17 protein-coding genes and 1 other annotated feature are annotated in these 16,202 nt (G+C 37.8%); of the genes, 7 read left to right on the top strand and 10 right to left on the bottom strand.

What is annotated here, in order from left to right; all coding sequences use genetic code 11:
- Nucleotides 1-295 precede the first annotated feature (295 nt).
- The 7 genes from ihfA to thrS form a co-directional block, all read right to left on the bottom strand.
- Nucleotides 296-592: an integration host factor subunit alpha gene (ihfA, locus tag ABN256_RS00290; RefSeq protein ID WP_036937394.1), complete on the bottom strand. Its 297-nt coding sequence runs from the start codon at nt 590-592 to the stop codon at nt 296-298.
- Between the two features lie 4 nt (nt 593-596).
- Nucleotides 597-2,984 carry a phenylalanine--tRNA ligase subunit beta gene (gene pheT / locus ABN256_RS00285; protein WP_196553173.1) on the bottom strand — a complete coding sequence of 796 codons (2,388 nt, stop codon included), beginning with the start codon at nt 2,982-2,984 and terminating at the stop codon, nt 597-599.
- 14 nt (nt 2,985-2,998) lie between these two features.
- On the bottom strand, nt 2,999-3,982 hold the full coding sequence (pheS, locus tag ABN256_RS00280) for a phenylalanine--tRNA ligase subunit alpha (protein WP_072070368.1): 984 nt from the start codon (nt 3,980-3,982) through the stop codon (nt 2,999-3,001).
- Between the two features lie 100 nt (nt 3,983-4,082).
- Nucleotides 4,083-4,205: a sequence feature (Phe leader region), on the bottom strand.
- Between the two features lie 104 nt (nt 4,206-4,309).
- Complete coding sequence (gene rplT, locus ABN256_RS00275) at nt 4,310-4,666, bottom strand: 50S ribosomal protein L20 (RefSeq protein ID WP_036937406.1); 357 nt, start codon at nt 4,664-4,666, stop codon at nt 4,310-4,312.
- Nucleotides 4,667-4,707: 41 nt separating this feature from the next.
- Nucleotides 4,708-4,905, bottom strand: coding sequence for a 50S ribosomal protein L35 (gene rpmI / locus ABN256_RS00270; RefSeq protein WP_004263702.1), 198 nt, complete (start codon nt 4,903-4,905; stop codon nt 4,708-4,710).
- A 93-nt stretch (nt 4,906-4,998) separates the two neighbouring features.
- Nucleotides 4,999-5,538: a translation initiation factor IF-3 gene (infC, locus tag ABN256_RS00265; RefSeq protein WP_036937410.1), complete on the bottom strand. Its 540-nt coding sequence runs from the start codon at nt 5,536-5,538 to the stop codon at nt 4,999-5,001.
- Between the two features lie 3 nt (nt 5,539-5,541).
- Nucleotides 5,542-7,470 (bottom strand): threonine--tRNA ligase, encoded by a 1,929-nt coding sequence (gene thrS, locus ABN256_RS00260; protein ID WP_196553174.1) that lies wholly within the window; start codon nt 7,468-7,470, stop codon nt 5,542-5,544.
- Between the two features lie 628 nt (nt 7,471-8,098).
- Between thrS and ABN256_RS00255 the strand changes: the two genes are divergently transcribed.
- Nucleotides 8,099-8,548: a PACE efflux transporter gene (locus ABN256_RS00255; protein ID WP_197269317.1), complete on the top strand. Its 450-nt coding sequence runs from the start codon at nt 8,099-8,101 to the stop codon at nt 8,546-8,548.
- Here ABN256_RS00255 and ABN256_RS00250 read toward each other — a convergent pair whose 3' ends face one another.
- Both ABN256_RS00250 and ABN256_RS00245 read right to left on the bottom strand, forming a co-directional pair.
- Nucleotides 8,549-9,238, bottom strand: coding sequence for an AraC family transcriptional regulator (locus ABN256_RS00250; RefSeq protein ID WP_197269318.1), 690 nt, complete (start codon nt 9,236-9,238; stop codon nt 8,549-8,551).
- 108 nt (nt 9,239-9,346) lie between these two features.
- Nucleotides 9,347-9,685, bottom strand: a complete 339-nt coding sequence (locus ABN256_RS00245; RefSeq protein WP_181879807.1) for a tRNA-binding protein — start codon at nt 9,683-9,685, stop codon at nt 9,347-9,349.
- 263 nt (nt 9,686-9,948) lie between these two features.
- Between ABN256_RS00245 and ABN256_RS00240 the strand changes: the two genes are divergently transcribed.
- Both ABN256_RS00240 and ABN256_RS00235 read left to right on the top strand, forming a co-directional pair.
- Nucleotides 9,949-10,545, top strand: coding sequence for a GNAT family N-acetyltransferase (locus ABN256_RS00240; RefSeq protein WP_196553177.1), 597 nt, complete (start codon nt 9,949-9,951; stop codon nt 10,543-10,545).
- Between the two features lie 99 nt (nt 10,546-10,644).
- Nucleotides 10,645-11,358 (top strand): MarC family NAAT transporter, encoded by a 714-nt coding sequence (locus tag ABN256_RS00235; RefSeq protein WP_072070377.1) that lies wholly within the window; start codon nt 10,645-10,647, stop codon nt 11,356-11,358.
- On the opposite strand, the gene ABN256_RS00230 is transcribed toward ABN256_RS00235, so the two are convergent.
- On the bottom strand, nt 11,355-12,026 hold the full coding sequence (locus ABN256_RS00230) for a transglycosylase SLT domain-containing protein (RefSeq protein WP_196553178.1): 672 nt from the start codon (nt 12,024-12,026) through the stop codon (nt 11,355-11,357). The genes ABN256_RS00235 and ABN256_RS00230 overlap by 4 nt on opposite strands.
- A gap of 625 nt (nt 12,027-12,651) precedes the next feature.
- On the opposite strand from ABN256_RS00230, the gene ABN256_RS00225 reads away from it, so the two are divergent.
- Genes ABN256_RS00225 through ABN256_RS00210 form a run of 4 tightly spaced genes read left to right on the top strand, consistent with a single transcriptional unit; the run spans nt 12,652 to nt 16,161 of the window.
- Nucleotides 12,652-13,509: a metal ABC transporter substrate-binding protein gene (locus ABN256_RS00225; protein ID WP_231619387.1), complete on the top strand. Its 858-nt coding sequence runs from the start codon at nt 12,652-12,654 to the stop codon at nt 13,507-13,509.
- Nucleotides 13,506-14,393 carry a manganese/iron ABC transporter ATP-binding protein gene (locus tag ABN256_RS00220; RefSeq protein WP_072070382.1) on the top strand — a complete coding sequence of 296 codons (888 nt, stop codon included), beginning with the start codon at nt 13,506-13,508 and terminating at the stop codon, nt 14,391-14,393. The genes ABN256_RS00225 and ABN256_RS00220 overlap by 4 nt, the downstream gene beginning before the upstream one ends.
- Before the next feature lie 2 nt (nt 14,394-14,395).
- On the top strand, nt 14,396-15,307 hold the full coding sequence (locus ABN256_RS00215) for a metal ABC transporter permease (protein ID WP_197269319.1): 912 nt from the start codon (nt 14,396-14,398) through the stop codon (nt 15,305-15,307).
- On the top strand, nt 15,304-16,161 hold the full coding sequence (locus tag ABN256_RS00210) for a metal ABC transporter permease (RefSeq protein ID WP_036937443.1): 858 nt from the start codon (nt 15,304-15,306) through the stop codon (nt 16,159-16,161). Before ABN256_RS00215 ends, ABN256_RS00210 begins: the two co-directional genes overlap by 4 nt.
- Nucleotides 16,162-16,202 lie beyond the last annotated feature (41 nt).

Raw genomic sequence — 16,202 nt, 5'->3', positions numbered from 1 at the left:
TGCAACATAACATGTTCGTATTCAATGATGAAAAGCTAATTTTAAAACACCTTAATTGGAAGTGAATAATGACAGAGAGATGTGTTTATGATTACAGTATTTAACTACATGATAAACAATAAGAAACGAAGGTTATTAAAAAAACAAAAAATTCTCAATCTAAAGACAAATGTTTATTCAGATAATATCTGATAAATAAAACATCCTCTAAATTGGAGCTCCATAATAAAATTATGGATAAAAAAGCAAAAAAAAACGGCCTTCAATAGAAAGCCGTTTTGGGTGTTTTTAATTTTTACTCTTTTGGTGTTGCGCTTTCAACCCGGCTTTTTAACTTTTGTCCAGGGCGGAAAGTAACAACACGGCGAGCCGTAATAGGAATGTCTTCCCCTGTTTTCGGATTACGACCTGGGCGCTGATTTTTATCACGCAGGTCAAAGTTTCCGAATCCAGACAGCTTCACCTGTTCTCCATTTTCAAGAGAACGACGCACTTCCTCAAAAAAGGCTTCTACAAGGTCTTTTGCATCGCGTTTGCTAACACCAAGTTTTTCAAACAGATTTTCTGCCATTTCAGCTTTTGTAAGCGCCATAGGTCTAGTCCCTCAAGGATGCTTGGAATCGCTGTTTCAATGCTGCGACACAGTTACTTACTGTTGCAGCAATCTCATCTTCTTCCAGTGTATGCTCGATATCCTGCAAGATTATGCTAATAGCGAGGCTTTTATAGCCCTCTGCTACTCCCTTACCACAATACACGTCAAATAAGTTTATGCCAACTATTTGATTTCCGCCAACTTTCTTACATTCAGCTAAAATATCTTCTGCAGCTACATCATTCGGAACAACTACAGCGATATCTCTACGATTCGAAGGGTAACGAGAAACTGCTTTTGCTTGTGGTAAACTACGATTTGCAATTGCATTCCAACGTATTTCGAATACTACCGTACGACCGTTTAAGTCAAGTTTGCGTTCAAGCTCTGGATGAACAACGCCAATACAGCCAATGTATTCATTTCTCAGATAAATCCCAGCACTTTGTCCCGGATGAAGCGCTGAATGATTAGCTGCTTTAAATGTAATTTCATCTAGCTGGCCTGTCAATTCCAGAATTGATTCAATATTACCTTTCAAATCAAAGAAATCAACAGTTTGCTTCTCTAAAGCCCAATGTTCTTCATAACGGTTGCCCGCGATCACACCAGCCAGCATCAGTTCCTGACGTATTCCATATTCTGCTTGATTATCAGGAACAAAACGCAGACCTGCTTCAAATAACCTAACTCTAGATTGTTGACGGTTTTGATTATATACAGTGGTCGTTAATAATCCGGTTAGTAGAGACAATCTCATTGCTGACATATCAGCTGAAATTGGATTAGGTAGAATTAATGCTTCTTCATTTGGGTGTAATAAAGCTTGGATCTTCGGATCAACAAAGCTATAAGTGATAGCTTCTTGGAAACCATTGTCTACCAGCATTGTTTTAACGCGTTTCAATGACAAGTTCGCTTCACGATGATTAGTCATCACTAAATCAGCACGTAATGGCACATCAGGAATATTGTTGTAACCATAAATACGAGCGACTTCTTCAATAAGATCTTCTTCGATTTGAACATCGAAACGCCATGAAGGAACGCTTGCTAACCAACCATCATTTTCAACAGTAACGGTGAAACCTAAACGAGTTAATGAATCCAGAACTTGTGCATCATCAATAACGTGACCTAATAAACGGTCTAACTTGTTACGAGTTAATTTAACTGGTGCAATATTAGGTAAATATGCTTTATTGGTTACATCAATTACTTCACCAACTTCACCACCACAAATCTCTAACAGTAGCTTAGTTGCACGTTCCATTGCCTTGTATTGAAGCTCAAAATCAACACCACGCTCAAAACGATGAGAAGCATCTGTATGTAAACCATAACGGCGTGCACGGCCTGTGATGGATAATGGAGAAAAGAATGCGCACTCTAAAAATACATTTTTAGTTTCTTCATTAACACCTGAGGATTCGCCACCAAAAATACCCGCCATACCTAATGCGTGTTTTTCATCAGCAATAACTAGAACATCATCTTTTAATGTAATTTCATTGCCATCAAGTAAAGTTAGTTTTTCACCTTCTTTACCCATGCGAACAACGATAGCTCCCTCAACGCGATCAAGATCGAACGCATGCAGAGGCTGACCCATTTCGAGTAGAATTAAGTTAGTTATATCAACAATTGGGTCAATAGAACGAATACCACCACGGCGTAATTTTTCTTGCATCCATAAAGGTGTTTTTGCCTTCACATTCATATTGGTGAAAACACGACCTAAATATCGAGGACACGCTTCTGGTGCTTCAACACGAATAGGAAATGTCGCTGAAGAAGTTGCTGCAACCGGCGACATATCAGGTACTTGGCATTCCATTTTATTGATAACAGCGATATCACGAGCAACACCTAAAATACCTAAGCAATCAGCACGGTTTGGTGTAATGCTAATTTCAATAGTATTATCATTTAATTTTAAGTATTCACGAATATCCATACCAATAGGTGCATCGGCAGGCAATTCAATAATGCCTTCATGATTTTCTGAAATAGCCAACTCAGAAAATGAGCACAGCATACCTTCTGAAGGTTCACCACGCAGCTTTGCTGCTTTAATTTTGAAATCGCCCGGTAATACAGCTCCTACTGTTGCGACTGCAACTTTTAGGCCTTGGCGACAGTTTGGTGCGCCACAAACGATATCTAATAATCTCTCACCGCCTACGTTGACTTTAGTCACACGTAATTTATCTGCGTTTGGATGTTGCCCACATTCAACAACTTCGCCAACAAACACACCGTGAAAATCACCGGCAACAGCTTCAACACCATCAACTTCAAGACCAGCCATTGTCAGCTGTTCAGAAAGTTCTTCGCTACTTATCGCTGGGTTTACCCACTCACGTAACCAAAGTTCACTAAATTTCATGAGATAATCCCACCTTATTTAAACTGTTTGAGGAAACGAAGATCGTTTTCGAAGAATGAACGCAAGTCGGTGACACCGTAACGCAACATAGTTAGACGTTCCATACCCATACCGAACGCAAAACCTGAATAAACTTCAGGATCGATACCTACATTACGTAATACATTTGGGTGAACCATACCGCAACCCAGCACTTCTAACCATTTACCATTTTTGCCCATAACATCAACTTCAGCAGAAGGTTCTGTGAATGGGAAATAGGAAGGACGGAAACGAATTTCCATATCTTCTTCAAAAAAGTTTTTCAGGAAATCGTGCAGTGTTCCTTTCAAATTGGTAAAGCTGATATCTTTATCAACAATTAAACCTTCAATTTGGTGGAACATTGGTGTGTGGGTCTGATCGTAGTCATTACGATATACACGACCTGGTGCAATAATGCGGATAGGTGGTTGTTTATCTTGCATGGTACGAATTTGCACGCCAGATGTCTGCGTACGCAGTAAACGTTTCGCATCAAACCAGAATGTATCGTGATCAGCCCTTGCTGGATGATGAGCAGGAATGTTTAACGCATCAAAATTATGATAATCATCTTCAATTTCAGGGCCTGATTCTACAGAAAACCCTAATTCGCCAAAGAAAGTTTCAATACGTTCAATTGTACGAGTTACTGGGTGTAGACCACCGTTTTCAATACGGCGACCAGGTAAAGAAACATCAATTTTCTCAGCAGATAAACGTTCGTTTAATAATGCTGATTCCATAATTTCTTTACGAGAGTTCAGCGCTTGCTGAACCTCTTGTTTAGCCTGGTTAATGACAGCCCCTGCAGCTGGACGATCTTCCGCGGGTAAGTCGCGCAGCGTGGACATCTGAAGCGTTAAATGACCTTTTTTCCCCAAGTATTCAACACGAACCGAATCCAGCGCAGCAACATCCTGTGCCTCTTCGATAGCTGCTTTAGCTTGAGCAACGAGTTCAGCGAGATGTGGCATCGTTTCCTCTTCCTTTGACCTGATGAGGTCTATTAGTTGTTATCAATGATGACGAATAAAATTGCCCTTTTTGGTTTCTAACCCAGTATTGGGATCTGAAAACAAAAAAGCCTCCATATTGGAGGCTCAGGCGCTACTTTTCGTTTCTTTTCTTACGCGCAAAAGCCCCTTAATTTAGGCGCTAAAGTAAAAAAAGAAACGGAAAAAAGCGATATTTAACATGAATAATGTCTCTTCAAATATTAACTTATTGAATTTATATCATTAAGCCACAAATTTAGACAAAATAAAAGAGGGAGAAAACTCCCTCTTCCATTGACTTAATAATTAAGCCAGAGCACCTTTCGCTTTTTCAACTAAAGCAGCAAATGCTACTTTGTCGAATACAGCGATGTCAGCCAGAATCTTACGGTCGATTTCAATGGATGCTTTTTTCAGACCATTGATGAAACGGCTATAAGACATACCGTTCTGACGAGCTGCTGCGTTGATACGCGCAATCCACAGCTGACGGAACTGACGTTTTTTCTGACGACGGTCACGGTACGCATATTGACCAGCTTTGATAACAGCCTGGAAAGCTACACGATATACGCGTGAACGTGCACCGTAATAACCTTTAGCTTGCTTTAAAATCTTCTTGTGACGAGCACGGGCAACAACGCCGCGTTTAGCACGAGCCATATTAAACTCCTAATGTCTATATTCTGTTAAAAAAATGATACTTATGCGTATGGTAAGCAAGCTACGACCAGACCTAAATCTCCTTTAGAGACCATGCCTTTTGGACGTAAATGACGTTTACGCTTAGTTGATTTTTTAGTCAGAATGTGACGGAGGTTAGCATGTTTACGCTTAAAGCCACCACCAGCAGTTTTTTTAAAGCGCTTAGCTGCGCCGCGTACTGTTTTAATCTTTGGCATTTCTATAATCCACTTCGCATTGTTGATAACATAAAATAATGAGGCGAATAGCAATCAGCCATTAAGGCTGACGCTATTACTTGAATTGCCCGACTATTTCTTCTTCGGCGCTAACACCATGATCATCTGACGCCCTTCAATCTTATTAGGGAAAGATTCAACAGCAGCCAGTTCATCCAAATCTTCGCGGATACGGTTAAGCATTTCCATACCGATTTGTTGGTGTGCCATTTCACGACCACGAAAACGTAGCGTGACTTTAGCTTTATCGCCATCTTCAAGAAAACGAATCAGGTTGCGTAGTTTGACCTGATAGTCGCCTTCATCTGTACCAGGACGGAATTTAACTTCCTTGACCTGAATAACTTTTTGTTTCTTTTTCTGTTCTTTGAGAGTCTTACTTTTCTCATAGAGGAATTTGCCGTAGTCCATAATACGACAAACCGGCGGCTCGGCATTAGGACTAATTTCAACTAAATCAGCACCTGCTTCCTCGGCTTTCTCAAGAGCCTCTTTCAGACTAACAACTCCAATCTGTTCGCCATCCAAACCTGTTAAACGAACTTCATGAGCGCGAATCTCACCATTGATGCGATTCTGACGCGTTGATTGAATTCTTTTTCCGCCTTTAATACCTTATTCCTCCAACTGATGAAGACTTCTGCTTCTAATTTCTTGCAGAAGCTTTTCTTTAAATTCGTTAACGTCAATACTGCCAAGGTCTTTTCCTCGACGAGTACGAACCGCCACTTTGCCTGATTCAACTTCTTTATCACCACAGACAAGCATGTACGGAACACGACGTAAAGTATGTTCACGAATTTTAAAGCCAATCTTCTCATTTCTCAAGTCTGCTTTTGCACGAATTCCGGCATCTTGCAATTCTTTGACGAGTTTTTGTACATAATCAGCCTGTCCATCCGTGATATTCATCACGACAACCTGCTGTGGTGCTAACCAAGTTGGGAAGAATCCTGCGTACTCTTCTGTCAGAATACCAATAAAACGTTCTAAGGATCCTAGCACTGCTCGGTGTAGCATAACAGGTACTTTACGCTCGTTGTTTTCAGCGACATAAGACGCGCCTAAACGACCTGGTAGTGAGAAGTCTAATTGTACTGTACCACACTGCCATGCACGATCTAAACAATCGTAAAGTGTAAATTCAATTTTAGGGCCGTAAAACGCCCCTTCACCCGGTTGATATTCAAATTCAATATTATTATCAGACAAGGCTTTTGCTAAGTCTGCTTCCGCAACATCCCATAATGCATCTTCACCGATACGTTTTTCTGGGCGAGTAGACAGCTTAACAACGATTTTTTCAAATCCGAAAGTAGAATATACATCATAAATCAATTTGATGCAGTCATTTACTTCACTTAAAATTTGTTCTTCAGTACAGAAGATATGCGCATCATCTTGTGTAAAGCCACGAACACGCATTAAACCATGTAATGCACCTGACGGTTCATTACGGTGACAACTACCGAATTCAGCCATACGTAATGGTAAATCACGGTAAGAACGTAAACCTTGTTTAAAGATTTGTACGTGACCAGGACAGTTCATTGGTTTAATACAATATTCACGGTTTTCCGAAGAAGTTGTGAACATGTTTTCTTTGTAGTTTTCCCAGTGACCTGTTTTTTCCCAAAGAACACGATCCATCATAAATGGACCTTTTACTTCTTGGTAATCATATTCTTTTAATTTACAACGTACAAATGTTTCTAACTCACGGAAAATTGTCCAACCATCATTATGCCAGAAAGCCATACCTGGTGCTTCTTCTTGCATATGATATAAATCAAGCTGTTTACCAATTTTACGATGGTCACGCTTTGCGGCTTCTTCTAAGCGATCTAAGTAGGCTTTTAGCTGTTTTTTATCAGCCCAAGCTGTACCATAAATGCGTTGTAGCATTTTATTATCGCTATTACCGCGCCAATATGCACCTGCGATTTTCTGTAACTTAAAGTGATGACAAAAACGCATGTTTGGAACATGTGGTCCACGGCACATATCAACATATTCTTGATGATGATAAAGACCTGGTTGTGAATCTTGACTAATATTTTCATCAAGAATAGCAACTTTATAATCTTCACCACGGGAAACAAATGTTTCTCGAGCTTCAGCCCAGCTTACGCGTTTTTTAATAACATCGTAATCTGTTTTCGCCAACTCTAGCATGCGTTTTTCTAGAGTTTCTAAATCTTCCTGCGTGAGAGAATGGTCTAAATCTACATCGTAGTAGAAACCATTTTCGATAACAGGACCAATCGCCATTTTGGTTTGTGGCCATAATTGTTTAATGGCATGCCCTAATAAGTGAGCACAAGAGTGACGAATAATTTCAAGACCTTCATCATCTTTTGCGGTAATAATCGCTAGATTTGAATCATGTTCGATTAACTCACAGGCATCTACCAGTTCACCATTAACACGGCCTGCAATACATGCTTTTGCAAGTCCAGGACCGATATCTGCAGCGACATCCATGACAGAAACTGCATTTTCAAATTGACGTTGGCTTCCGTCAGGAAGAGTAATAATTGGCATTTAAAATCCTTATTTACAGTGGTGACCCATACGCAAGATCACTTGTAAGCTTTTTATTTCATCTATATTCAGTACGTTACGACAATTTCTCACTTTACCTCGCGAGGTTTGTACTCAGTTATGTACACAATATTTATTATATAAATATCCATAGCATTACTGAGCCTTATCGCAACTCAGGGGGGATATTATCACAGACAGTAAAGATTTATACATTTATCTGTCTTTCTTTCCTCAAGAAAATACCAAATAGAAACCACAAGAAAATGCACACATCATATTGTATTAATTGATTGATATCCTTTTCTCTATCTCTTTTTTATTATCTATATTTTTGATGATGGAATTATATCTAAAATATCGAAGTAAATAGCTAACGCAAATTTTTCTTTTTCTAATTTATTCGCTAACATAGTTATATCCATTACAGTGATAATCGCTTGTATTTACAAAGTTATTATCTAGTCTCCATCCGAACCAATTAAGTATATTCTTGTTATAGACAAACTTTGCTTTTTTTATAGGATTTTATTACCATCACTAGTAACCAAGCGGAAACCGTGGCTTTAAAAATAATAGACTCTGGGGCGGGCCAGAACTTTCATCGTTAATATAAAAGGTGTATAACGTGTTTTATCTAAAGCCTCGTCCTCGTAAGTTAGTCTATGCCATTACTTTTGAAACTCTCGCGATTTTATTAAGCACTGTTTTACTTGCAATATTAAGCCAAAGCCAATCACATAATTCACTGCCTGTTGCAATTGCTGTTTCTGTTATTGCCCTAATTTGGAATTATATCTTTAATTCTTTCTTTGAATTTTTTGAGCTAAAGCTAAAAATAGAAAAACGTACAATTATTATACGTCTTATCCATGCTATTAGCTTTGAATTAGGTTTGTTTTTCTTTACGATCCCACTCTATATGTGGTGGTATAACGTTGTTTTTATAAAAGCCATAAGTATGGAAATCACCATTTTGGTGTTCTTTTTTATCTATACCTATTTGTTTACGCTAATTTTCGATAAATTATGTCCTCGAATTTACTCAGCCGAAAATGAAAATAAAGCAACGCAATAATTAGGTTTCCCTATATTCTGTAGGACTTTTATTAAAGTATTGGCGAAATACCTGGCTAAATGCGGAATGAGAATCATAACCTACCACTAAAGCAATATTCTCAATATTTGTGGATGTATATTTCAATAACTCAGCGGCTTTATTAAGTCGCTGTTTAGTCACATATTGCATAACAGACATGCCCAGCTCAGATTTCATTTTTCGTTGTAACGTACTTGCTGAAGTATTAAATGCTAATGCAATATCATGTGTTGTGAGTGGTGTATGTAACTTATTTGCTAACCACGCATCAAGATTATCACGCCAATCTTTTTGTATTTCCATTTGAGCAAGTAAAAGTCGTGTTATGGTTGAATATTGCTCGGGAGGCTGGGGATATTGATGCAACCACTCTAATAACCCTATAGCAGCTGGTGACAAAGCGAATTGCCCCCCCTTTTCACTCAATTGCCATTGTGAAGTTACGGGCAATTCTAAGATAAGATTTTTATTATCTTTATTGCCAGAAAAAGCGTGATTAATAGTTGGAGGGATAATTAAGCAATTTTGATTAGAAATAAGAAAATCTTCTCGATTAAAGTTAACCTCCATCGAGCCAGACAAACCAAAAATAATCTGCCATAAATTATCATGCTGATGAGATACAGTCTCTTGTGTATAACATCGTAAATGTAATTGAGGTAATAACAAAAGACACTCCTCCTTTTCAATACACTGGTTGATAAACACTATATCAAAACTCAACCGAACATCACTATCGAAGAGTATCTTGTTAGAAAATTATTATGTTAAACAAACTTAAGCCAAACGAGAACCATTTGGTAAAGGTAAATTAAATTCAGCTAATACAATCGCACCGGTTTCATCTGGTGCTCCGGTAATTAGCACTTCGGATTTAATGCCAGCTATACGCTTAACAGGGAAATTACAAACACATAAAATACGGCGTCCAACAAGTTCTTCAGGTGTGTAATTTACCGTAATTTGGGCACTAGACCGTTTAATACCCAACTCACCTAAATCTACCTCCATAACATAAGCAGGTTTATTCGCTTTTTTATTAATTTCGGCACTAATAATTGTTCCTACACGCATTTCTACACGGAGAAAATCATCCCATTCAATTACATTTATCATTTTTTACCAATCTATTTTATTTACAGTGATATCTTGATTACTGAGTTATAGATTAACATGCATCATGCAACCTCACCTGTAGCAAGACAATCATTCTCTGTTGAGAAAGAATCATCCTATTCTATTTTTTCACTATTTAAATTATTAATAATTTTCCGTATTTTTAACCATTATTTAAATAGTCGTACCATTTCATAAATTTGTTATGTATAAAAAGTATTCTTAATGGTGAGTCTTTTCATGCTAAAGCGGGAAAATATGAAATGAAAAAAATAACAGACTGGGTAACTCTTGAAGGAAAGCTCGTACGCTTAGTACCACTTAGTATGGATCACTATTCAGACTTATATGAGTTAATTAAGAAAGATAAACCCGATGAACTTTGGTTTACGACTGTTCCTTCAGTAACAGAATTGAAACGTGATATTGAACATAAGCTTCAATTACAACAAAAAGGATTAATGTTGCCCTTCACCATTTATTCTCAAGCAAATAACCGTATTGTAGGTATAACAACATTTATGAATATTGATAACCAAACACCAAGGTTAGAAATAGGCTCAACGTGGTATGCAAAAGAAGTACAAAGAACAGGAATTAACACTGAAGCTAAATACCTATTACTTAAATATGCGCTAGAAGAGTTACAGTGTATTGCGGTTGAATTTCGTACTCACATATTAAACCAAACAAGCCGCAAAGCAATTGAACGCCTAGGTGCAAAACTTGATGGTATTTTACGCAATCATCGACTAACTACAGGCGGTCAAAAAAGGGATACATGTATTTATAGTATTACTGATTATGACTGGCACTCAGTAAAAATACATTTAGAGTGGTTAATGAAGAAATACCAATAAACATTAAGATTATTATGCTTAAAAATAACTTTTTTGCTGTTTAATTTGTTATCATAATTGCTCCTTAATTACCTGTTATTATAGGAGCTTTTATATTCCATGCACTCTGCTTACCAGTTTTTTCAGGCTATAGGCCTTGGTCTTATTTTACTTTTACCTTTAACTAATCCATTAACGACTGTTGCTCTCTGGCTTGGTCTTTCAGGAAATATGACCAAAGAACAGCGTAATCAACAATCTTTAATGGCATGTGTCTATATTTTCCTTATTATGACCATCGCGTTTTATGCGGGTCGCGTCATAATGACAACGTTTGGTATTTCGATACCCGGTCTTCGTATTGCTGGTGGGATGATAGTGGCTTTTATTGGCTTTAGTATGTTATTTCCTAATACACCTAATGTTGATGATCCTATTGCCGACGATAATAATCCCCACCACAATCCCAAAGAACCCAATATTGCCTTTGTTCCTTTAGCAATGCCAAGTACTGCTGGGCCAGGAACTATTGCAATGATAATCAGTACCGCAGCATCAATTCCTTCGCGTACTGATATTGCACAATGGGTATTATATGTTGCCCCTATAACGACCTTCTTTTTAATTAGTGTGATTGTTTGGCTGTCACTACGTGGCTCCACCAGTATTATGAAATATTTAGGTCACAGTGGCATTGATGCTATTTCTCGCGTAATGGGATTTTTATTAATCTGTATGGGCGTTCAATTTATGATTAACGGTGTTCTTGAAATCATTGCAGATTTGCCTGCTTTATTAAAACAGGCTCAGGCCGTAGCTAATTTGCCAGATTAATTATCCCCAGCATGGTAAGCGGCTCTTACTTTAGCTAAATAACGTGGTGCTTGAGTTGCCGGATGGTTTTTTTCAACGTAACGATAAAAATCGTCCGCACTCATTGAATTAATTTTAGCTATCGCATTGTCTCTATCTTTATCAAATGTTCTCAATAAAGCGCCTGCGCCATTAACATAAGCAAGGATGGTGGCGTAATAAAGTGTTTCAGGATCAGCAATACCAACAAGGTGGCGCTCTCTTAATAGTTGAAGATAAGCAGTACCTAAATCAATATTAATAGCGGGATCTTTCAATTGAGCTGTTGTTGGTTGTCCCGTTTTTCCTCTATTTTGATAAACATCTCTTCCTGCTGTTGATGCTTTAATCTGCATTAATCCAACTGCATTTGATTTACTAATTACCTCTGGCCTAAAATTAGATTCGACTTGGATGATAGCTTTAATTAATGTTTCATCAACATTATAACGGCTAGAGGCTTGTTGTATGTGGTTATCAAAAGGGGTTACTTTCCATTGTGCCGTGGATATTGAAGCATTATTAATACGGCTATTTATCGGCTTTTGGCTTAAAAATCGAGATGTGTCTTTTTGAATCGGTTGACGAGCATTATCAGCACAACCAGCAAGAAGCAAAATTGCCAAAGAAAAGATGATTTTTACTTTCACGTTTTATCCTTTTGCATAAAGGGTTGTACAAAGACATATTTATATATCAACAAGTTGGAGATATATTATTCTACTTCCACACAAAAATACATATTAAAATATGGCAAAGTGCGAGAAATAAATCAATCTATTACTATTTCTAGCACGTGCGTTTTATCTCAAATTTAGCCTATATCCTGTTTTCCCCCAGAAATCACTCAATCAAAATCGAGCCAAGCATAATAGGTTTTTATTACATATTCTAAAATAAATCATATGAATTAATTACAATAAGAAGGGGGTTTATGGGAACTATAAAAATGGTAGAAGTATAACAAGCGTTGGTTTTTGAGGAAAAGTGAGCTTTTATTAGTAATAAAAATAATCTCTTGCACAAATAGTTACGAACGATTGTTAATTTTTGTGACAAAACCCGACAATCTACTTAACATTTATTGGAATACATGTTGTTATCTTATTTCTAGTCGTTATCAAATGAAGCTTTTTGCACAGAGATAACTTGACTTTTTTGAAATGATATTGATAATCATTATCAATTAAGAAGATAACTCTGCAACTATAAGGCAATAATAATATGGATATATTTCGTTCTGTAAACAAAATTTCACTTACAGCTTTATGCCTTATGGCAACTGTATTTTTAACCACACCTACACAAGCAAAAGATAAACTTAAAGTCGTTACTACCTTTACTATTATTCAAGATATCGCACAAAATGTCGCTGGAGATGCAGCGATCGTTGAATCAATTACAAAACCTGGCGCTGAAATTCATGATTATCAGCCTACCCCAAAAGATATTGTAAAAGCTCAAAAAGCTGATTTGATCTTATGGAATGGTTTAAACCTTGAACGCTGGTTCGAGCGTTTTTTTAATGAGTTACGTAATGTTCCTGCGGTCGTCGTAACAGAAGGCATCACGCCAATGGCAATTAGTGAGGGTGCTTACAAAAATAATCCGAATCCACACGCATGGATGTCACCAAATAACGCATTAATTTATATTGAAAATATTCGTAAAGCACTTGTTGAACACGATCCTGATAATGCAGCAATTTATAATCAAAATGCAGCAAATTACGCAGAAAAAATTAAACAACTTGATGCACCATTAAGAGAAAGATTGTCTCGTATACCACAAGAAGATCGTTGGTTAGTGACCAGTGAAGGTGCCTTCAGTTATTTAACTAATGATTATGGCTTTAAAGAAGTTTATTTATGGCCAATTAATGCAGAAGAACAAGGCACACCACAACAAGTTAAATACGTCATTGATACAGTAAGAAAACACAATATCCCTGTTGTCTTTAGTGAAAGTACAATTTCAGATAAACCGGCTAAACAAGTCAGCAAAGAAACTGGTGCAAAATATGGCGGTGTTCTTTACGTTGATTCACTTTCCGCTGAAGGCGGTGAAGTTCCTACTTATATTGATTTAATTACTATCACTGTGGATACAATTGCGAAAGGATTTGGTCAATGAGTAAAATAGAAACGAATCCAACGTTGACAGTTGATAACGCTACTGTCACCTATAACAATGGTCATACCGCCATCTTTGATGCGAGCTTCTCTATCACGGGTGGCACAATTTGTGCCCTCGTCGGCATCAATGGTAGTGGTAAATCCACTCTATTTAAAACCATTATGGGGCTAGTAAAGCCCTCTAAAGGTAAAGTGACATTAAACGACAACCCTATTCAACAAGCATTAAAGCAAAACATGATTGCTTATGTACCACAAACAGAAGAAGTTGACTGGAATTTTCCTGTGCTCGTTTCTGATGTTGTAATGATGGGACGTTATGGAAAAATGGGTTTTTTTCGTATTCCATCAAAACATGATCATGAGGTTGTTGAAGCATCGCTAGAGCGTGTGGGGTTATCTGGATTAGGTCATCGTCAAATTGGTGAGCTTTCTGGTGGTCAGAAGAAACGTGTTTTCTTGGCGCGAGCAATGGCTCAAGAAGGCACTGTTTTATTACTTGATGAACCCTTTACTGGTGTCGATGTTAAAACCGAAAATGCCATTATCGAACTTTTACGTAATTTACGTGAAGAAGGTCATCTCGTTTTAGTTTCAACACATAACTTAGGAAGTGTGCCTGAATTTTGTGACCACGTTATTTTAATAAACAGAACGGTATTAGATAGTGGACCAACTGAAACAACCTTTACCCAAAAGAACTTAGAACACGCATTTGGTGGTGTATTGCGTCATATCAGTTTGTCGGGTTCTGATCTTCACGATGACGATGATCCACGCTCACTTACTGTCATTACTGATGATGAACGCGCGGCCGTTTTTTATGGTCATCAAAAAGAACATACTCCAGCGCACCAAAGTCAGCGCAAACAAGGAGATTAGCCATGCTAGATTTACTCCTACAGCCTTTTGAATATAACTATATGGTGAAAGCTATTTGGGTTAGTGCTTTAGTAGGCGCTGTCTGTGCGTTTCTTTCATCCTATCTTATTTTGAAAGGTTGGTCATTAATGGGAGATGCCCTTTCCCACTCCGTTGTTCCTGGTGTTGCGGGGGCTTATATATTAGGTTTACCTTATGCGGTCGGTGCTTTTTTTACGGGTTTGCTCGCAGCATTATCAATGACATTTATTCGCCATATCACACGCCTTCGTGAAGATGCCGTTATTGGCTTTATTTTCTCTACTTTTTTTGCCTTTGGTCTGTTGCTGGTTTCGCTTAAACCGACAGCCGTCAACGTTCAGACCATCATCCTCGGGAATATTCTAGGTATTGCAGATGAAGATGTATGGCAAGTTGTTATTATTACAGGTGTCTCTTTTCTCGTCTTATTTTGTATCTGGAAAGACTTGCTGGTCGTTTTCTTTGATGAAATCCATGCCAGATCTATTGGTCTATCACCTTTAAAATTAAAAATTATCTTTTTTACTTTATTAAGTGCTTGCACCGTTGCTGCACTTCAAACTGTTGGTGCCATTCTGGTCATTGCAATGGTTGTAACACCTGGCGCAACAGCTTATCTACTCACCGATCAATTTAAACGACTTGCTATTATTGCTATCTGCATTGGCACAATAACCAGTGCTGTAGGTGCCTATCTTAGCTATTTCTTTAATGGTGCAACAGGTGGCGTCATTGTCACAATGCAAACTGCACTTTTTTTATTGGCATTCTTATTTGCGCCTAAACATGGCATGTTAGCTGCACGTCGCCGTGCTCGCCAAAGCTCACAACAGTTAATCTCACAATCTCATCAGCACCAAGAAGTTGCAAAACAAGAAGAGGTGAAACTATGAATGAGCTAATCGAATTTTTCATTGAACCATTTCAATATCCTTTTATGCAACGAGCTATTATTGCTGCTATCATTATCGGGATCGCCTGCGCTATTTTATCTTGTTATATGGTTTTAAAAGGCTGGTCTTTAATGGGAGATGCTATCTCTCACGCAGTGTTACCCGGTGTAGTACTTGCTTATGTCACTGCAATTCCATTAACGGTAGGCGCCTTTCTTTCTGGCTTATTTTGTTCGTTTGCCACTGGCTATTTAAAAGAGCACAGTCGTATTAAAGAAGATACTGTGATGGGAATTGTATTCTCAGGTATGTTTGCCGTAGGCTTGGTTATTTTTGCCAGTGTCGATACAGACCAACATTTAATGCATATTCTATTTGGTAATATTTTGGGTATAACGCCAGATGTATTAACTCAAATTAGTATTATTTGTTTAATTACCATCACTATCATGCTAGTTAAGCAAAAAGACTTTATGCTTTATTGTTTCGATCCTAATCAAGCAAGGATCGTCGGTTTACCTGTTACCTTATTGCACTATGGCTTACTGTCTATTTTGGCATTAACTATCGTTGCTTCAATGCAGGCCGTCGGGATTATTTTAGTTGTCGCCATGCTTATTTCTCCGGGGATCACTGCGTATTTATTAACACGTAGTTTCTCTCGTATGATAATGCTAGCTATTATATTTTCTGTCGCATCCAGTGTGATTGGTACATTTATTAGTTTCCATATTGATGGTGCAACAGGTCCATGTATTGTGCTAACTCAAGCTATATTCTTTATTATTGCGTTATTCTGTAATCAGATTAAATTAGCAAAAATAAAGCGACAAACAAAACCCGCGAACGCCTGATAATCTCCTTTATCTTCGCAAAAACGGGATAATCATCCCGT

The sequence above is a fragment of the Proteus sp. fly-1008 genome, from assembly GCF_040140305.1.
In the GTDB taxonomy this organism is placed as follows: domain Bacteria; phylum Pseudomonadota; class Gammaproteobacteria; order Enterobacterales; family Enterobacteriaceae; genus Proteus; species Proteus vulgaris_B.
This window is presented reverse-complemented; position numbering and strand designations above follow the sequence as displayed.